The sequence below is a fragment of the Acinetobacter sedimenti genome (assembly GCF_022601685.1).
GTDB classification, from domain to species: domain Bacteria; phylum Pseudomonadota; class Gammaproteobacteria; order Pseudomonadales; family Moraxellaceae; genus Acinetobacter; species Acinetobacter sedimenti.
The window spans coordinates 167,820-183,538 of the sequence record NZ_JAKUML010000001.1; the positions used below are offsets into that span (position 1 = coordinate 167,820).

Annotated in this window: 26 protein-coding genes and 1 pseudogene; 24 read left to right on the forward strand and 3 right to left on the reverse strand. The window is 43.6% G+C overall.

Going from position 1 to position 15,719, the window contains the following annotated elements; genetic code table 11:
* Nucleotides 1–143 precede the first annotated feature (143 nt).
* The 3 genes from MKI79_RS00835 to MKI79_RS00845 form a co-directional block, all read right to left on the reverse strand.
* On the reverse strand, nucleotides 144–1,727 hold the full coding sequence (locus MKI79_RS00835; RefSeq protein ID WP_241570190.1) for a helicase HerA-like domain-containing protein: 1,584 nt from the start codon (nucleotides 1,725–1,727) through the stop codon (nucleotides 144–146).
* A gap of 137 nt (nucleotides 1,728–1,864) precedes the next feature.
* Complete coding sequence (locus tag MKI79_RS00840) at nucleotides 1,865–2,545, reverse strand: MOSC domain-containing protein (protein ID WP_241570191.1); 681 nt, start codon at nucleotides 2,543–2,545, stop codon at nucleotides 1,865–1,867.
* A 17-nt stretch (nucleotides 2,546–2,562) separates the two neighbouring features.
* Nucleotides 2,563–3,825, reverse strand: coding sequence for a PLP-dependent transferase (locus MKI79_RS00845; RefSeq protein WP_241570192.1), 1,263 nt, complete (start codon nucleotides 3,823–3,825; stop codon nucleotides 2,563–2,565).
* A gap of 112 nt (nucleotides 3,826–3,937) precedes the next feature.
* On the opposite strand from MKI79_RS00845, the pseudogene MKI79_RS00850 reads away from it, so the two are divergent.
* From MKI79_RS00850 to rpmJ, 24 genes and pseudogenes are all read left to right on the forward strand, one after another.
* A pseudogene (locus MKI79_RS00850) lies at nucleotides 3,938–4,669 on the forward strand (type 1 glutamine amidotransferase); the annotation flags it as partial.
* Between the two features lie 404 nt (nucleotides 4,670–5,073).
* Nucleotides 5,074–5,385, forward strand: a complete 312-nt coding sequence (gene rpsJ / locus MKI79_RS00855) for a 30S ribosomal protein S10 (RefSeq protein WP_004725677.1) — start codon at nucleotides 5,074–5,076, stop codon at nucleotides 5,383–5,385.
* 67 nt (nucleotides 5,386–5,452) lie between these two features.
* Nucleotides 5,453–6,091, forward strand: coding sequence for a 50S ribosomal protein L3 (gene rplC, locus MKI79_RS00860; protein ID WP_092616701.1), 639 nt, complete (start codon nucleotides 5,453–5,455; stop codon nucleotides 6,089–6,091).
* An 11-nt stretch (nucleotides 6,092–6,102) separates the two neighbouring features.
* A complete protein-coding gene (rplD, locus tag MKI79_RS00865; RefSeq protein ID WP_092616704.1) occupies nucleotides 6,103–6,705 on the forward strand; it encodes a 50S ribosomal protein L4 in 603 nt (200 codons plus the stop codon).
* On the forward strand, nucleotides 6,702–7,034 hold the full coding sequence (gene rplW / locus MKI79_RS00870; RefSeq protein WP_241570193.1) for a 50S ribosomal protein L23: 333 nt from the start codon (nucleotides 6,702–6,704) through the stop codon (nucleotides 7,032–7,034). Before rplD ends, rplW begins: the two co-directional genes overlap by 4 nt.
* 11 nt (nucleotides 7,035–7,045) lie before the next feature.
* Nucleotides 7,046–7,870, forward strand: a complete 825-nt coding sequence (gene rplB, locus MKI79_RS00875; RefSeq protein ID WP_241570194.1) for a 50S ribosomal protein L2 — start codon at nucleotides 7,046–7,048, stop codon at nucleotides 7,868–7,870.
* 12 nt (nucleotides 7,871–7,882) lie between these two features.
* Nucleotides 7,883–8,158 carry a 30S ribosomal protein S19 gene (rpsS, locus tag MKI79_RS00880; protein ID WP_004985338.1) on the forward strand — a complete coding sequence of 92 codons (276 nt, stop codon included), beginning with the start codon at nucleotides 7,883–7,885 and terminating at the stop codon, nucleotides 8,156–8,158.
* 11 nt (nucleotides 8,159–8,169) lie between these two features.
* A complete protein-coding gene (gene rplV, locus MKI79_RS00885) occupies nucleotides 8,170–8,499 on the forward strand; it encodes a 50S ribosomal protein L22 (protein WP_092616713.1) in 330 nt (109 codons plus the stop codon).
* 1 nt (nucleotide 8,500) lies between these two features.
* Nucleotides 8,501–9,250, forward strand: coding sequence for a 30S ribosomal protein S3 (gene rpsC / locus MKI79_RS00890; protein ID WP_374296543.1), 750 nt, complete (start codon nucleotides 8,501–8,503; stop codon nucleotides 9,248–9,250).
* A gap of 3 nt (nucleotides 9,251–9,253) precedes the next feature.
* Nucleotides 9,254–9,667, forward strand: a complete 414-nt coding sequence (gene rplP, locus MKI79_RS00895; protein WP_092616719.1) for a 50S ribosomal protein L16 — start codon at nucleotides 9,254–9,256, stop codon at nucleotides 9,665–9,667.
* The gene (gene rpmC / locus MKI79_RS00900; protein WP_092616722.1) at nucleotides 9,667–9,864 is read left to right on the forward strand and encodes a 50S ribosomal protein L29; all 198 of its coding nucleotides are present in this window, start codon (nucleotides 9,667–9,669) and stop codon (nucleotides 9,862–9,864) included. The genes rplP and rpmC overlap by 1 nt, the downstream gene beginning before the upstream one ends.
* Nucleotides 9,861–10,118, forward strand: a complete 258-nt coding sequence (gene rpsQ / locus MKI79_RS00905) for a 30S ribosomal protein S17 (RefSeq protein ID WP_241570195.1) — start codon at nucleotides 9,861–9,863, stop codon at nucleotides 10,116–10,118. Before rpmC ends, rpsQ begins: the two co-directional genes overlap by 4 nt.
* A gap of 89 nt (nucleotides 10,119–10,207) precedes the next feature.
* Nucleotides 10,208–10,576, forward strand: coding sequence for a 50S ribosomal protein L14 (rplN, locus tag MKI79_RS00910; RefSeq protein ID WP_004725701.1), 369 nt, complete (start codon nucleotides 10,208–10,210; stop codon nucleotides 10,574–10,576).
* Between the two features lie 9 nt (nucleotides 10,577–10,585).
* Nucleotides 10,586–10,906, forward strand: a complete 321-nt coding sequence (gene rplX, locus MKI79_RS00915) for a 50S ribosomal protein L24 (RefSeq protein ID WP_241570196.1) — start codon at nucleotides 10,586–10,588, stop codon at nucleotides 10,904–10,906.
* Nucleotides 10,907–10,921: 15 nt separating this feature from the next.
* A complete protein-coding gene (rplE, locus tag MKI79_RS00920) occupies nucleotides 10,922–11,458 on the forward strand; it encodes a 50S ribosomal protein L5 (protein WP_241570197.1) in 537 nt (178 codons plus the stop codon).
* Between the two features lie 9 nt (nucleotides 11,459–11,467).
* Nucleotides 11,468–11,773, forward strand: a complete 306-nt coding sequence (rpsN, locus tag MKI79_RS00925) for a 30S ribosomal protein S14 (RefSeq protein ID WP_092616734.1) — start codon at nucleotides 11,468–11,470, stop codon at nucleotides 11,771–11,773.
* A 13-nt stretch (nucleotides 11,774–11,786) separates the two neighbouring features.
* Nucleotides 11,787–12,182, forward strand: coding sequence for a 30S ribosomal protein S8 (gene rpsH / locus MKI79_RS00930; protein WP_241570198.1), 396 nt, complete (start codon nucleotides 11,787–11,789; stop codon nucleotides 12,180–12,182).
* 13 nt (nucleotides 12,183–12,195) lie between these two features.
* Nucleotides 12,196–12,729: a 50S ribosomal protein L6 gene (gene rplF, locus MKI79_RS00935; protein WP_241570199.1), complete on the forward strand. Its 534-nt coding sequence runs from the start codon at nucleotides 12,196–12,198 to the stop codon at nucleotides 12,727–12,729.
* A gap of 14 nt (nucleotides 12,730–12,743) precedes the next feature.
* Nucleotides 12,744–13,094 carry a 50S ribosomal protein L18 gene (rplR, locus tag MKI79_RS00940; RefSeq protein ID WP_241570200.1) on the forward strand — a complete coding sequence of 117 codons (351 nt, stop codon included), beginning with the start codon at nucleotides 12,744–12,746 and terminating at the stop codon, nucleotides 13,092–13,094.
* 2 nt (nucleotides 13,095–13,096) lie between these two features.
* Nucleotides 13,097–13,594 carry a 30S ribosomal protein S5 gene (gene rpsE, locus MKI79_RS00945; protein ID WP_241570201.1) on the forward strand — a complete coding sequence of 166 codons (498 nt, stop codon included), beginning with the start codon at nucleotides 13,097–13,099 and terminating at the stop codon, nucleotides 13,592–13,594.
* 5 nt (nucleotides 13,595–13,599) lie between these two features.
* A complete protein-coding gene (gene rpmD / locus MKI79_RS00950; RefSeq protein WP_089605404.1) occupies nucleotides 13,600–13,776 on the forward strand; it encodes a 50S ribosomal protein L30 in 177 nt (58 codons plus the stop codon).
* Nucleotides 13,777–13,780: 4 nt separating this feature from the next.
* On the forward strand, nucleotides 13,781–14,221 hold the full coding sequence (gene rplO, locus MKI79_RS00955) for a 50S ribosomal protein L15 (protein ID WP_241570202.1): 441 nt from the start codon (nucleotides 13,781–13,783) through the stop codon (nucleotides 14,219–14,221).
* 12 nt (nucleotides 14,222–14,233) lie between these two features.
* Nucleotides 14,234–15,580 (forward strand): preprotein translocase subunit SecY, encoded by a 1,347-nt coding sequence (secY, locus tag MKI79_RS00960; RefSeq protein ID WP_241570245.1) that lies wholly within the window; start codon nucleotides 14,234–14,236, stop codon nucleotides 15,578–15,580.
* A gap of 22 nt (nucleotides 15,581–15,602) precedes the next feature.
* On the forward strand, nucleotides 15,603–15,719 hold the full coding sequence (rpmJ, locus tag MKI79_RS00965) for a 50S ribosomal protein L36 (protein WP_039619814.1): 117 nt from the start codon (nucleotides 15,603–15,605) through the stop codon (nucleotides 15,717–15,719).

Consider the following 15,719-nt stretch of genomic DNA (forward strand, 5'->3'; position numbering starts at 1 on the left):
AAAGATGTATTTGCAATATATCTTTTTTGTGGCAACTATATTGTTAACTTAAGCTTTTGTTTAAATTGATATTAAATATGAAAATGCCTTTGCGCATTGTTATGCAAAGGAATTTTATGATCTGTCTTAATGATTGCTTCTAATTATTTCCGCCCAAAAATCGACCCGAGAATACCTCGCATGATTTTTTGCCCAGTGCGTCCACCTAAGCTACGTGCTGCACTTTTTGCAAAAGTACCCACAGTGTCTTGAATCAACTTTTCACGTTGTCTTGCGGCACGCTCGGCTTCTTTTTGTTGCTCTTTTGCGATGCGTTCTTGTTCACGGGCTTGCTGTTTTTCTAAAGCGGCTTGTTCTTTAGCTTGTTGTTTCGCCAATGCTTCCTGTGCTTTTGCATTCTCAGCAGCTTGGGCATCAGCGATCTTTTGTTGTTCGAGTTGCGCCACTTTTTGATTTAAAAGCTCATAAGCACTTTCACGGTCGACCATCTGCTCATAGACACCTGCAACGATGCTATGAGTCATAAAGGCTTTACGTTCTTCTACGGTGATTGGACTAAATGCTGAGTATGGAGGCATCACCCAACCACGTTCAACGATTTGTGGTGTACCTTGCGCATCAAGACAGCTAATCAGGGCTTCGCCGACGCCAAGCTGAGTAATTGCATCAGCGACTTCAAATTCAGGATTAGCACGGAATGTATCAGCAGCGGTTTTCACTGCTTTTTGATCTTTTGGCGTGAATGCACGCAGGGCATGCTGTACACGATTACCGAGTTGACCCAACACACTTTCAGGAATATCCAGTGGACTTTGTGTCACGAAGTAAATCCCAACGCCTTTGGAGCGAATCAAGCGCACCACTTGTTCGATTTTCTCTTGCAGTGCAGGACTAGCATTATCAAAGAGTAAATGCGCCTCATCGAAAAAGAACACCAATTTCGGCTTGTCCATATCACCGACTTCGGGCAGTTGTTCGAACAATTCAGATAACATCCACAATAAGAATGTGGCATAAAGTTTCGGGCTATTCATCAGCTTATCGGCAGCCAATACGTTGATATAACCTAAGCCATTACCATCAGTTTGGATAAAATCCATAATGTTTAGACTTGGCTCACCAAAGAAGTCCTCACCACCTTGATCACCAAGTGCTAACAAATTGCGTTGAATTGCGCCAAGACTGGCAGGAGAGAGGTTACCGTATTCTGATTTCAGTTCAGATGCATTTTCACTGACATAAGTCAGCATTGATTTTAAATCTTTAAAATCAATTAGCAACATGCCTTGATCATCAGCCACACGGAACACTGCTGAGAGGACGCCTTCTTGGGTGTCATTTAGATTGAGCATTTGCGCAAGGAGAAGTGGTCCAATCTCAGACACCGTGGTGCGAATCGGGTGCCCTTGCTCGCCAAATAAATCCCAAAAAGTCGTCGGACAACCTGCAAAAGGAACGCTATCAATGCCAAGTAATTTTAAGCGTTCTTCAAATTTCGGACTGGTTGTCCCTGCTTTGGCGATACTCGATACATCCCCTTTGGCATCGGCAAGAAATACGGGTACGCCGATCCGAGAGAAATTTTCCGCCAAGACTTTTAAGGTCACGGTTTTCCCTGTACCCGTTGCGCCTGCGATCAAGCCGTGACGATTGGCAAATTTGGAAAGGAGGTCAATATTTTGCGTGGTATCTGTTGTTTTTTTGGCGATGGTTAAGGCTTGGCTCATTGATGATGCTCATAAAAAGGCGAATTGAGCAAAACATAACATATTCAAAATGTTTGAAAAAGCCATTTCAATGTAGCCATTTTGATAAAGCCAAGCTGTGAATTGGTTCTCGCTTAAATAAGTGTAATAGTTCTGTCTTAACGTGCTCGCTTCTGCAAAGAAGATTTAAAACTTTGCACCAAATACTCGTTATTCAGCCAATATTGCAGTTGCGGATCGTTGCTGTCTTTGATGTGATTAAAGGTATGCCACAATGAGCTTAACGTAGCATCAGGTTCAGGGCGTTCGATTAACTGACATTCATCATCGAGTTTGAAATGTCCATTTTGCACAATGCGGTAATACCAACCGATACAGCCCTCATCCAGTAAAAATTTGGCAATACCACGACGATTCAGTTGCGCATCAATTTTCCAACACGGTTTACGAGGACGAGTGACTTGCATTTTCACCGTGCCGATTAGATAAATATCACCAACGCAGACATTCGACTCATTCATACTGGCTTGATCCGCATCGCCGATAATCAGATTTTCACCAAGCATGCCTTCATAAATCGTTACATCTGGAAAATTGGCTTTGATCAGTGGATAAACCGAAGCAGGCATTTGGTGAATCGCTTGAAATTGCCCACCATGAAAAAATGGATCGGCTTGTTCATCTCCGACAATGCCTAACGTAGTGACATCAGCTTCGGTAATGGTGAACTTATTAATGGCACTGGTTTGTTCTCGTGCGAAAGGCATGGCTTCGCCGATTTGAATGCGAGTGACTTTACCACAATTTAGTGGTAAATCAGGATGTGTGAAGTCGCTCATCTCATTCTCCAGTGCGTTTAGTTCTGCAATGTATTTAAGGCTTGCTGAATATCCTTGATCAAATCATCTGCATGCTCAAGCCCAATGCAGAATCGTACCAACCAACCGTCTTGCAAATGTGGCGTTGGCAATTTGCGAATTGCTTTGAGGTCATAATACATCACCAAACTGGTCGGTCCTCCCCAACTAAAGCCGAGGTGGAATAGCTGTAAGGCATTGCAAAATTGCTGAATCTGTTCAAGCTGATATTCCGCTTTAAAAATCACACTGACAATCCCTGCGCCCAGTCCTGTTGTACAAATCTCTTGCCAATGTTGATGTCCTGCATGACTCACAATACTTGGGTGTAGCACTTGAGCAAATTCAGCACGAGATTGTAAAAATGGAATCAGTTGTAAGGTGTTTTGATGGTGCTGTTGATAGCGTAGTGCCATGTGGCTGAGGCTTCGGCTGATTTGGGCGCAATCATCACCTGATACAGCAATGCCTTGTAAGGCGTGCATACGCAGTAATTCAAGATGCAACTTTTTATCAATGGTGCTGATGCTTCCCATCAGCATGTCGCCACCACCGCTTGGATATTTGGTTAAAGCATGTACGCTGATATCGACTGCAAGTTTTTCACTATCGTTACTCTTATTAGCGTTATTTGTATCACGAATGTCAAAAGGTGAGAAAGCTAAACATGCGCCCCATGTGTTATCCAGTGCGGTCGTTACGCCATGCGCTTTGGCTTTTTTAATCAGTGTGGCTAAGTCAGGAAATTCTAAAGTGATCGAGCCTGCCACTTCGATCCACAGCAATTTTGACTGTGCGCTAAATTGAATACTATCTACGTCGGTTGGACTATAGAATTTTAACACCACACCATATTTCTGCTGTAAGGCAACTAGATGATCATGGTTTGGGCTGTAAATATTGTCAGGAATCCACACTTCATCGCCCGTATTTAATAGTGCGCTATTGACCAAATTGATCGCAGACAATCCACTTGGTGCAAGCAGACAGTATTTTGCACCTTCAATGTGCGTAATTTGATCAGCGAGATTGTAGGTCGTCGGCGTGCCGTGCGTGCCATAACTATAGTCATAATCATCTGACCAGTGGCGATTGTTCAGTGCATCGGTATCTTTGAAAATAATGGTTGAAGCACGATAAATCGGCGTCTGTACCGTGTGTATATATTGTGGCGCTTGGCGAATCGGTTGGCTTATCGCCGTTTGTAAGTGAAGTTGCTGCTGTGCTGTGTTTGATTCGCTTGTATTGGTATGCTTAGACATTGTTAATAAATGATAACGAAGTGTGAATAAATATCATTTTTTCATATTTTAACGAGGGCTTGGCTTCAATTTTGCAATCCAATTGTAAATCGTCAAACAATGGAATAACGACATGACAACGCAACTGCGAGTGCATTATTTTCAGCATATTGCTGGTGAAGGATTTGGGAGCTGTGAAAATTACTTAAAAAGTAAAAATGCCAAGATCAGCGCCACAGAGTTTTTTGCACTACCAATCGAATATAAGTTGGATATCGAAGCTTTGCCCAATATCGAGGATGTGGATTTGCTGATCATTATGGGTGGCACGATGAGCGTCAATGATGAAGCAACTTATCCGTGGCTTGTGATCGAGAAGCGTTGGTTGCGTCGTTATATCGCCAGTGGTAAGCCTGTGATTGGTCTTTGCTTGGGTGGGCAGTTGATCGCTAGTGCTTTGGGTGCAAGTGTGACTCAAAATACACAGCGTGAAATCGGTTGGACGGCGATACAGGCGGTCAATCCGTATCCGATCGATTGTTTTGTGATGCCTGAGCAATGTGAAATCATGCAGTGGCATGGTGAAACTTTTGCCTTACCGCAAGGCGCGAAACGCTTGGCAGAAAATACAGTGTGTAGCAATCAGGCTTTTCAAATTGGGAATAATGTCCTTGGATTTCAATTTCACCCTGAGATCACACAATTGGCATTAAAAAATCTGCTAGAAAATGAGCAAGAGGTAGAGTTGTTCGTTGAACAAGTGCCGAATGTCAGAGATCGCCTGAAACAAGCTGTTTCTCACGATGCTTTAAAAAAATTCCAAACTGGTAATCTATTGCTCAATCAAGCAATCGACTATGTATTAGCGCATAGTGTGTCCATGCAAAATTTGATGGTTGACGGTTTGAGAGCAACTTTTTCTGATGATGAAGCAGTGATTGTGTAGTTGTTTATTGAATGCGTTTAATAGGACAAATTATTCATAAAAATAAGGACTGGAAGACAGTAGATAGATTAAAAAATATTCGTCGTGTTTCCTTGCTTTACAAGGCTTACATGGATATAATGAGCGACCTTCGAATTTCGAAGACGAGTTGATCTGGTTTAAATTATTGATTTATTTCTTTAATTTAAATGTTGATGGTCAATTTATCGTGACAGTCGTGGCATCGATCACGACCTTAGTGATATTCACTGCCCTTGACACTTGCCGAAAGGTGAGGTGCGTCATGGGTGATTCTTTATATTTTAAGCTTGGAGTTTACTGGTATGTCTAACCAGAGAATCCGTATCCGTCTTAAGTCTTTTGATCATCGTCTGATTGATCAATCTTCTCAAGAGATCGTGGAAACTGCTAAGCGTACGGGCGCACAGGTGTGTGGTCCGATTCCAATGCCTACACGCATTGAGCGCTTTAACGTTTTGACTTCACCTCACGTGAACAAAGATGCACGTGATCAGTACGAAATCCGCACCTACAAACGTTTGATCGACATCGTTCAGCCAACAGACAAAACTGTTGATGCATTGATGAAATTGGATCTTGCGGCTGGTGTAGACGTTCAGATCGCATTGGGATAAGGCTTTCGGATGATTAAGTCGATTTATAGAAAGATTTAATCAGCTGTATTTTAAGAGGTTTACACACATGGCTATTGGTCTAGTCGGTCGCAAGTGCGGTATGACCCGCATCTTCACTGAAGCCGGCGTCTCTGTGCCAGTCACAGTGATCGAAGTCGATCCAAACCGTATTACACAAATCAAAACACTTGAAACTGATGGTTATCAGGCGATTCAAGTGACTACTGGTGAACGTCGCGAATCTCGCGTAACGAGCGCTCAGAAAGGTCACTTTGCAAAAGCTGGTGTGGCTGCTGGTCGTCTTGTGAAAGAGTTTCGTGTAACTGAAGCGGAACTTGAAGGTCGCGAAGTTGGTGGAACTATCGGTGTTGATCTGTTTGAAGTTGGTCAAGTAGTTGACGTAACAGGTCAGTCGAAAGGTAAAGGTTTTCAAGGTGGTGTTAAGCGTTGGAATTTCCGTACGCAAGATGCAACTCATGGTAACTCTGTATCTCACCGTGTTTTGGGTTCTACAGGTCAAAACCAAACACCTGGTCGCGTGTTCAAAGGCAAAAAAATGGCTGGTCACTTAGGTGATGAACGCGTAACTGTGCAAGGTCTTGAAGTGGTATCTATCGACGCAGAACGTTCAGTTCTTGTTGTTAAAGGTGCTATTCCTGGTTCAACTGGCGGTGACGTTATCGTACGTCCTACCATCAAGGCTTGAGGGGAAATAAAGTGAATTTAAAAACTGTTTCCGGCTCTGCGGTTGAATTGTCTGAAGTTGCTTTCGGTCGTGAGTTTAACGAAGCGCTTGTACACCAAGTTGTAACAGCTTACTTAGCTGGTGGTCGTCAAGGTTCTCGTGCACAAAAATCACGTGCAGACGTATCTGGCGGTGGTAAAAAGCCATTTCGTCAAAAAGGTACTGGTCGTGCTCGTGCTGGTTCTATTCGTAGCCCTATCTGGGTAGGTGGTGGTAAAACTTTTGCTGCTCGCCCACAAGATTGGTCTCAAAAAGTTAACCGTAAAATGTATCGTGGTGCGATGCAATGTATTTTGGCTGAACTTGTTCGCCAAGATCGTTTGGTATTGGTTGAAGATATTCAAGTATCTGCACCAAAAACCAAAGAGCTTATTTCTAAGTTGAATGACTTGAATGCAAGCCGTGCATTAATCGTAACTGATGCTGTTGATGAGAATCTTTACCTAGCTGCTCGCAACATTCCACATGTTGATGTGGTCGACGCAACTGCAATCGATCCAGTAAGTTTGATCGCATTTGATAAAGTTGTTATGTCTGTTGCTGCTGCGAAGAAAATTGAGGTAGAACTCGGATGAACAACGAACGTATCTATCAAGTCCTACGTGGACCTGTATTCTCAGAGAAAGCACAAGTTTTAGGCGATACTGCTGGTGTTCAAGTGTTCAAAGTTGATATTCATGCAACTAAACTTGAAATCAAAAAAGCGGTTGAACAACTCTTTGGTGTGCAAGTTGTGAAAGTAAATACAACAATCACTAAAGGTAAAACTAAACGCTTTGGTAAAACATTAGGACGTCGTTCTGATGTGAAAAAAGCATACGTCACCCTGAAAGCTGGCCAAGATGTAGAAATGGCTGACTTGGGCGATACCGCTGCTGATTCAATAAGCAATACAGCGGAATAAGGACGAAAATTATGCCAATTCAAAAATGTAAGCCAACGTCTCCAGGGCGTCGCTTTGTGGAAAAAGTGGTGCATAACCACCTTCATAAAGGAAAGCCGTTTGCAGCGTTGACTGAAGCTAAAAAACGTACTGGTGGTCGTAATAACAACGGTCACATCACGACTCGTCACGTTGGTGGTGGTCATAAGCAACAGTACCGTATTGTAGACTTCAAACGTAATAAAGATAGCATTCCAGCGGTTGTTGAGCGTATCGAATACGATCCTAACCGTACAGCGCACATCGCATTGTTAAAATATGCTGATGGTGAGCGTCGCTATATCATTGCGCCGAAAGGTTTGCGTGCAGGTGATAAAGTTCAATCTGGTAACGATGCACCAATTCGTCCAGGTAACTGTTTGCCACTTCGCAATATGCCAATCGGTTCTACGATTCACAACATCGAGCTTAAAATCGGTAAGGGTGCACAGTTGATGCGTTCTGCTGGTACTTCAGCACAGTTGTTGGGTCGTGATGGTATTTACGCAATTATTCGTCTGCGTTCAGGTGAAATGCGTAAAGTGCATGTTGAGTGCCGTGCTGTGTTAGGTGAAGTATCTAACTCAGAAAGCAACCTTCGTTCATTGGGTAAAGCTGGTGCATCGCGCTGGCGTGGTGTTCGTCCTACCGTTCGTGGTATGGCGATGAACCCAGTTGACCATCCACATGGTGGTGGTGAAGGGCGTAACAAAGGTATTCAACCTGTAAGCCCATGGGGTCAAAAAGCGAAAGGGTACAAGACTCGTACCAATAAGCGTACGACTAAGATGATTATTCGCGATCGTCGCGTCAAGTAAGGAATCTAACTAATGCCTCGTTCATTAAAAAAAGGTCCATTCGTCGACGCACACTTGTTTGCTAAGGTTGAAGCTGCAGTCGCTGCGAACAACCGCAAGCCGATCAAGACATGGTCACGTCGTTCGATGATCCTCCCAGATTTTGTTGGTTTAACAATCTCTGTTCATAATGGTCGTAACCACGTTCCAGTAATTATTACTGAGCACATGGTTGGACATAAACTTGGTGAATTCGCGCCAACCCGTACCTATCGTGGTCACGGTGTTGACAAGAAATCTAAACGTTAATAGGTGTCATGATGGAAGTAACTGCAAAATTACGCGGTGCCGCTATCTCGGCACAAAAAGCACGTTTAGTTGCTGATCTTATCCGTGGTAAGTCAGTTGCGCGCGCACTCGATATTTTGAGCTTCAGCAACAAAAAAGCTGCTGTGTTAGTCAAAAAAGCACTCGAATCTGCGATCGCCAATGCTGAACACAACAACAGCTTAGATGTTGATGATCTCAAAGTAACAACGATCTTCGTTGACGAAGGTATGAGCCTTAAACGCATCATGCCACGTGCAAAAGGTCGTGCGGATCGTATCACTAAGCGTACCTGTCACATCACTGTTAAGGTAGGAGTTTGATATGGGTCAGAAGGTTCATCCAATCGGTATCCGCCTAGGTGTTGTGAAGCGTCATAACGCCAACTGGTATGCGAGCCCGAAACAATACGCTGAATATTTGCTAAAAGATCTTCAAGTTCGTGAGTTTTTGAATAAAAAACTTAAGAGTGCGATGGTCAGCAAAATTCTTATCGAACGTCCAACAGGTGCTGCTAAGGTAACAATTAGCACTGCTCGTCCTGGTATAGTTATCGGTAAAAAAGGCGAAGACATTGAGAAATTACAACGCGAATTAACATCTATTATGGGTGTTCCTGCGCAAGTAAGCATTCATGAAATTGATCGCCCTGACTTAGACGCACGTTTGGTTGCTGAAGCGATTGCTTCACAACTCGAAAAGCGCGTAATGTTCCGTCGTGCTATGAAGCGTGCGGTACAAAACACTATGCGTGCTGGTGCGAAAGGTATCAAGGTAGAAGTTTCTGGTCGTTTAGGTGGTGCAGAGATTGCACGTACTGAATGGTATCGTGAAGGTCGTGTGCCTTTGCATACACTTCGTGCGGACATCGACTACTCTACTTTCCGTGCAGAAACAACTTACGGTACGATCGGTGTTAAAGTTTGGATTTTCCGTGGTGAGATCTTGGGTGGCATGAAACAAGTCATGAACCCAGCACCTGCTGAAGAGCGTCCAGCTAAACGTGGTCGTGGTCGTGGTGAAGGTCAAGAGCGTCGTGGTCGTCGTTCAGACCGTGCAGACAAGGGAGAATAATCCATGTTGCAACCTAAACGTACCAAATTCCGTAAAGTGCACAAAGGCCGTAACACTGGTCTAGCGCATCGTGGTAGTACAGTATCATTCGGTACGATCGCATTGAAAGCGACTGAACGTGGTCAAATGACTGCGCGTCAGATCGAAGCAGCGCGTCGTACGATTAGCCGTCGTGTAAAACGTGGTGGTAAGATTTACATTCGTGTATTCCCTGACAAGCCAATTACCGAAAAACCATTAGAAGTTCGTATGGGTAAAGGTAAAGGTTCTGTTGAATACTGGGTTTGCCAAATCAAGCCAGGTAAGATCCTGTACGAAATGGAAGGTGTGAACGATGAGTTGGCACGCGAAGCATTCACGCTTGCAGCTGCTAAGCTCCCGTTTAAAACCACTATCGTAACTCGGACGGTAATGTAATGAATACTAAAGATCTACGTGAAAAATCGGTAGAAGAGTTGAAAGCTTTGCTTGATGAGCAACAGCTAAACCAATTCCGTCTTCGCATGGCGAAAGCGACTGGTCAATTGGGCAAAACGCACGAAGTGCAAATTGCTCGTAAGGCGATCGCACGCATCAAGACACTCCTTACCGAAAAACAGGGGAACGGACAATGAGTGAGAATACAGTTCGCACTTTAACGGGTAAAGTTGTAAGCGACAAAATGGATAAGTCTATTGTTGTACTTATCGAACGTCGTGTTCAACACCCGTTGTATGGCAAATCAATCCGCCGTTCAACTAAGTTACATGCTCATGATGAGAACAATACTGCCAAGATTGGTGATGTTGTAACCATCAAAGAAAGCCGCCCAATTTCTAAAACTAAAGCTTGGACTTTAGTGGAAGTGGTTGAAGCAGCTGCTGAGTAATTCAACGTTCTTGTTGCATCATTGGTTAATTTCGAGTAGGATTTACGCCTTTCGAATGAGCCAGTGATGCTCGGTTTTGGAGTAGGGCAATGATTCAAACCGAAAGTATGCTCGACGTAGCAGATAACAGTGGTGCACGCCGCGTACAATGTATTAAAGTACTTGGTGGCTCGCATCGTCGTTACGCTTCAGTTGGCGATATTATTAAAGTAACAGTAAAAGAAGCAATTCCACGTGGTCGTGTTAAAAAAGGCGACGTAATGAATGCTGTTGTTGTTCGTACCAAGTTTGGTATTCGTCGTCCAGATGGTTCTGTGATCCGTTTTGATGACAATGCTGCGGTGATTTTGAACAATAACAAAGCACCGATTGCAACTCGTATTTTCGGACCAGTGACTCGTGAGCTTCGTACTGAACAGTTCATGAAAATCATCTCATTGGCTCCAGAAGTTCTATAAGAGACAGTCATGGCTAAAATCAAAAAAGGCGATCAAGTGATCGTGATCGCTGGTAAAGAAAAAGGCAAGCAGGGTACTGTTCTGTCTATTTCAGAAGATCGTGTTAAGGTCGAAGGCCTTAACTTGGTGAAGAAGCATCAAAAGCCAAACCGTGTAACAGGCGCTGAAGGCGGCATTGTTACTCAAGAGGCTTCGCTTCATATCTCTAACGTGGCAATATTTAATGCTACAACCCAAAAGGCTGACCGTATTGGTTACCAAGTTGATGCAGAAGGCACGAAAACTCGTGTTTACAAGTCAAATGGTGAAGCAGTGGCGGCGGCGAAGTAATAGGTTGATAGGGCAATGGCCAGACTTAAAACTCGTTATAACGACGAACTTAAAGCTAAGCTTAAAGAAGAGCTAGGCATTAAGAATGTGATGGAGATTCCTCGCATCACAAAAATCACTCTAAACATGGGTGTTGGTGCAGCTGCAACTGATAAGAAATTATTAGATGGTGCTGTAGCAGACATGACGTTAATTGCTGGTCAAAAACCAGTAGTTACGCTTGCACGTAAATCAATCGCTGGTTTTAAAATTCGTGATGGTTGGCCAATCGGATGTAAAGTTACATTACGTGGCGACCAAATGTATGAATTCTTAGATCGCTTGATCTCTATTGCAATCCCACGTATCCGTGACTTCCGTGGTTTCTCATCGAAATCATTTGATGGTCGTGGTAACTACTCAATGGGTTTGAAGGAGCAAATCGTTTTCCCTGAAATCGATTTCGATAAGATTGATCGTATTCGTGGTATGGATATTACCGTTACTACGACTGCTCGCACCGATGACGAAGGCCGTGCGCTTATGCGTGCATTCGGCTTCCCGTTCAAATAAGAGGTCGATATGGCTAAGAAAGGTATGATTAATCGCGAATTAAAACGTGAGAAAACAGTCGCTAAATACGCTGCAAAACGTGCTGAATTAAAAGCAATCATTGCAAACGTAAATGCGTCTGAAGAAGAGCGTTTTGAAGCGATGATGAAATTTCAAGCATTACCACGTAATGCATCTCCAGTGCGTCTGCGTAACCGTTGTGGTTTGACTGGTCGTCCACATGGTTATTTCCGCAAGTTCGGTCTAAGCCGTAACAAATTGCGTGATACCGTGATGCAGGGTGATGTCCCAGGCGTTGTTAAGGCAAGCTGGTAAGGAGCGACTATAAATGAGTATGCAAGATACCGTTGCCGACATGCTAACACGTGTTCGTAACGCACAAATGGCAAATAAAGCAACTGTTGCTATGCCAAGCTCTAAATTGAAGGTTTCAATTGCAAACGTTCTAGAGCAAGAAGGTTATGTTTCTGGCGTTGAAGTATCTGAAGAAGGTGCTAAAGCGACATTGACGATTACCTTAAAATATTTTGAAGGCAAACCAGTTATCGAAAGCATTAAGCGTGTAAGCCGTCCAGGTCTACGCCAATATCGCAATAAAGATAGCTTACCGAGCGTTAAGCAAGGTTTGGGTGTTGCAATTGTTTCTACAAGCAAAGGTGTCATGACTGACCGTGCGGCTCGTGCTGCTGGTGTTGGTGGTGAAGTCCTTGCTTTTGTATCTTAATAGGTGATTCCTCATGTCTCGTGTGGCTAAAGCCCCAGTAACTGTACCGAATGGTGTAACAGTTACTCAGAACGGCCGGCAGGTCGAAGTGAAAGGCAGCAAAGGTACGTTGTCTCTCAACCTGCATGCGCTGGTCGAGCTAAAACAGGAAGAAGGTCAACTTCAAATTGCTCCTAAGCAAGAGTCGAAAGACGCTTGGATGCAAGCTGGTACTGCTCGCGCTGTATTAAACAACCTTGTGAAGGGTGTAAGTGACGGTTTTGAACGTAAATTACAACTAATCGGTGTTGGTTATAAAGCTGCGGTGAAAGGTAATGTAGTTAACCTTAGCCTTGGTTTTTCTCATCCAATCGATTACAACTTGCCTGAAGGTGTGACAGCTGAAACACCTACTGCGACTGAAATTATTTTGAAGTCTGCAAATAAGCAATTATTAGGTCAAGTTGCTTCTGAAATCCGTGGCTATCGTCCGCCAGAGCCTTATAAAGGTAAAGGTGTGCGTTATTCTGACGAAGTTGTACTTCGTAAAGAAGCTAAGAAGAAATAAGGCGCGAGGTTCTTATGAACGAAAAGAAACAATCCCGCTTGCGTCGTGCAAAAAGCACACGCTTGCACATTCGTGCATTGGGTGCGACTCGTTTGTGTGTAAACCGCACACCGCGTCACATTTATGCGCAAGTTATCTCTGCAGATGGTGGCAAAGTATTGGCGCAAGCTTCTACTTTGGATGCAACTTTGCGTAGTGGTACTACGGGTAACGTTGATGCTGCAACTAAAGTTGGTGCATTGATCGCTGAACGTGCGAAAGCTGCTGGCGTAACAAAAGTTGCATTTGACCGTTCTGGTTTTAAATTTCATGGTCGTATCAAAGCCTTGGCTGATGCTGCTCGTGAAAACGGCTTGGAGTTCTAATCATGGCTAAAGTTGAACAAAACGAAGGTCTTGTTGAAAAGCTGGTTGCCGTTGATCGTGTAGCCAAAGTGGTTAAAGGTGGTCGTATCTTCTCTTTCACAGCATTAACTGTTGTAGGTGATGGTAACGGTCGCGTAGGTTTTGGTCGTGGTAAAGCACGTGAAGTTCCAGCTGCTATTCAAAAAGCACTTGAAGCTGCTCGTCGCAACATGATTACAGTTGACCTAAAAGGCACAACTTTACAACATCCTGTGAATGCGCGTCATGGTGCAAGCCGTGTGTACATGCAACCTGCATCTGAAGGTACTGGCGTAATTGCTGGTGGCGCAATGCGTGCTGTTTTAGAAGCAGCGGGTGTACATAACGTACTTGCGAAATGTTATGGCTCTACAAATGCCGCTAACGTAGTAAACGCAACTTTTAATGGTTTGCGTGACATGACTTCTCCTGAGAAAGTCGCTGCGAAACGTGGTAAATCAGTAGAAGAAATTCAAGGGTAATAATCATGAAAACGATTAAAGTTACCCAGACTAAATCATCAGCGCATCGTTTGAAAAATCACAAACTTTGCCTACAAGGTTTAGGTCTGCGTCGCATTGGTCATACTGTAGAAGTTGTTGATACTCCTTCTAACCGCGGTATGATCAATAAAGTCTACTATATGGTTAGTGTAGAGGAATAAGCCCATGACTCTGCGTTTAAATGAACTTGCACCTGCAGAAGGTGCAAAACGTGACAATCTTCGTCTAGGTCGCGGTATCGGTTCTGGTGTCGGTAAGACTGGTGGTCGTGGTGTGAAAGGTCAAAAATCACGTAAAAGTGGTGGTGTTCGCCCAGGCTTCGAAGGTGGTCAAACAGCGTTGTATCGTCGTTTACCGAAATTTGGTTTTACTAGCCAAATCGCATTAAAAACAGCTGAAGTACGTTTGTCTGAGCTTGCTAAAGTTGAAGGTGATATCGTTTCACTAGAAACTTTGAAAGCTGCGAACGTAGTACGTAAAGATATGTTGCGTGCTCGTATTGTACTTTCTGGTGATGTTGCTCGTGCATTCACTATTCAAGGTGTTGCATTGACTAAGGGTGCGAAAGCTGCTGTTGAAGCGGCTGGTGGTAAAGTCGAGGAGTAATCGTCGGTGTCTATGTCTCCTAGTTCTTCGGGTCATGTGCATTTGCAAAAAGGGCAACCTTTTTATGTGAAGTATCGTGAAATTATTAACCGATTGATGTTCCTTGTTGGAGCATTATTGGTGTTTCGACTAGGAGCGCATATACCTGTACCTGGTATTAATAATGCTGCACTAGAGAATTTATTTAATGCAAACCAAGGAACTATCCTTGGTATGTTTAATATGTTCTCTGGTGGTGCGTTAGAGCGTATGTCGATTCTTGCGCTTGGGATCATGCCGTATATTTCGGCATCGATCATTGTGCAGCTCATGTCTTCTGTCGTGCCTTCGTTAGAAGCATTAAAGAAAGAAGGTGAGCAAGGTAAACGTAAAATCCAACAATATACTCGTCAGGGTACATTATTACTTGCACTGGTTCAGTCAGTCGGTATGTGTGCTGGTTTGATTAGTCAAGGGATTACGTTATCTACAGGCTTAGCATTTTATGTTCCTGCTGTGACCTCTTTGGTTGCAGGTACCATGTTTTTGATGTGGTTGGGTGAGCAAATTACTGAGCGTGGTGTAGGTAATGGTATCTCGATGATTATCTTTGCAGGTATTGTTGCAGGTTTACCAACATTGGTGATGCAAACTTTCTCATCTGTTGAAAGCGGACAGAGTAGTTTGATTGCGATATTAGTGTTTGCGGTATTGTCTTTGATCGTTTTGGCGGCCATTGTCTTTATCGAAAAAGCACAACGTCGTGTCCCAGTGAACTATGCACAAAAGCAGCAAGGTCGTCGTGTCTTTACTGCACAGCAGACACATTTGCCATTAAAGATTAATATGGCGGGTGTGATTCCTGCGATCTTTGCAAGCTCACTGCTATTGTTCCCTGCAAGTTTGGGTCAATGGGTGGGAAGTAATGATCCAGATGCGGGCATTATTAAACGTGCTTTACAAGATTTGGCATTGGTTTTGTCACCTGGACAGCCGTTATATTTAATTCTGTTCGGTGCTTTAATTATCTTCTTCTGTTACTTCTATACCGCTTTGGTATTTAGTCCTAAAGAAGTTGCTGAGAATCTAAAACGTAGTGGTGCATATGTGCCAGGTATTCGCCCAGGTGAACAGACGTCACGGTATTTAGATCATATTCTCAATCGGTTGACCTTCATCGGTGCGATCTATATGACCATCATCTGCTTGATGCCGATGGTGCTACAAAGCTCTTTCGGTGTGCCATTTTATTTAGGTGGAACATCGTTGCTGATTGTTGTGGTTGTTGTGATGGATTTTATGGCACAGCTACAAGCTCATTTAACATCGCATCAATATGATAATCAAACATTGATGAAAAAATCGACCGCTCAACCATAAGTTGGAGCAATAGAGGTTTATCATGAAAGTTCAAGCTTCAGTGAAAAAAATTTGTGGTAACTGTAAAGTTATCCGTCGTAATGGGGTGATTCGCGTAATTTGTAGCGCAGAGCCTCGTCATAAACAACGTCAAGGTTAA

Coding starts and splice junctions, on each gene's coding strand:
- MKI79_RS00835 (WP_241570190.1), bottom strand. CDS start 1,727: ATGAGCCAAGCCTTAACCATCGCCAAAAAAACAACAGATACCACGCAA.
- MKI79_RS00840 (WP_241570191.1), bottom strand. CDS start 2,545: ATGAGCGACTTCACACATCCTGATTTACCACTAAATTGTGGTAAAGTC.
- MKI79_RS00845 (WP_241570192.1), bottom strand. CDS start 3,825: ATGTCTAAGCATACCAATACAAGCGAATCAAACACAGCACAGCAGCAA.
- rpsJ (WP_004725677.1), top strand. CDS start 5,074: ATGTCTAACCAGAGAATCCGTATCCGTCTTAAGTCTTTTGATCATCGT.
- rplC (WP_092616701.1), top strand. CDS start 5,453: ATGGCTATTGGTCTAGTCGGTCGCAAGTGCGGTATGACCCGCATCTTC.
- rplW (WP_241570193.1), top strand. CDS start 6,702: ATGAACAACGAACGTATCTATCAAGTCCTACGTGGACCTGTATTCTCA.
- rplB (WP_241570194.1), top strand. CDS start 7,046: ATGCCAATTCAAAAATGTAAGCCAACGTCTCCAGGGCGTCGCTTTGTG.
- rpsS (WP_004985338.1), top strand. CDS start 7,883: ATGCCTCGTTCATTAAAAAAAGGTCCATTCGTCGACGCACACTTGTTT.
- rplV (WP_092616713.1), top strand. CDS start 8,170: ATGGAAGTAACTGCAAAATTACGCGGTGCCGCTATCTCGGCACAAAAA.
- rpsC (WP_374296543.1), top strand. CDS start 8,501: ATGGGTCAGAAGGTTCATCCAATCGGTATCCGCCTAGGTGTTGTGAAG.
- rplP (WP_092616719.1), top strand. CDS start 9,254: ATGTTGCAACCTAAACGTACCAAATTCCGTAAAGTGCACAAAGGCCGT.
- rpmC (WP_092616722.1), top strand. CDS start 9,667: ATGAATACTAAAGATCTACGTGAAAAATCGGTAGAAGAGTTGAAAGCT.
- rpsQ (WP_241570195.1), top strand. CDS start 9,861: ATGAGTGAGAATACAGTTCGCACTTTAACGGGTAAAGTTGTAAGCGAC.
- rplN (WP_004725701.1), top strand. CDS start 10,208: ATGATTCAAACCGAAAGTATGCTCGACGTAGCAGATAACAGTGGTGCA.
- rplX (WP_241570196.1), top strand. CDS start 10,586: ATGGCTAAAATCAAAAAAGGCGATCAAGTGATCGTGATCGCTGGTAAA.
- rplE (WP_241570197.1), top strand. CDS start 10,922: ATGGCCAGACTTAAAACTCGTTATAACGACGAACTTAAAGCTAAGCTT.
- rpsN (WP_092616734.1), top strand. CDS start 11,468: ATGGCTAAGAAAGGTATGATTAATCGCGAATTAAAACGTGAGAAAACA.
- rpsH (WP_241570198.1), top strand. CDS start 11,787: ATGAGTATGCAAGATACCGTTGCCGACATGCTAACACGTGTTCGTAAC.
- rplF (WP_241570199.1), top strand. CDS start 12,196: ATGTCTCGTGTGGCTAAAGCCCCAGTAACTGTACCGAATGGTGTAACA.
- rplR (WP_241570200.1), top strand. CDS start 12,744: ATGAACGAAAAGAAACAATCCCGCTTGCGTCGTGCAAAAAGCACACGC.
- rpsE (WP_241570201.1), top strand. CDS start 13,097: ATGGCTAAAGTTGAACAAAACGAAGGTCTTGTTGAAAAGCTGGTTGCC.
- rpmD (WP_089605404.1), top strand. CDS start 13,600: ATGAAAACGATTAAAGTTACCCAGACTAAATCATCAGCGCATCGTTTG.
- rplO (WP_241570202.1), top strand. CDS start 13,781: ATGACTCTGCGTTTAAATGAACTTGCACCTGCAGAAGGTGCAAAACGT.
- secY (WP_241570245.1), top strand. CDS start 14,234: ATGTCTCCTAGTTCTTCGGGTCATGTGCATTTGCAAAAAGGGCAACCT.
- rpmJ (WP_039619814.1), top strand. CDS start 15,603: ATGAAAGTTCAAGCTTCAGTGAAAAAAATTTGTGGTAACTGTAAAGTT.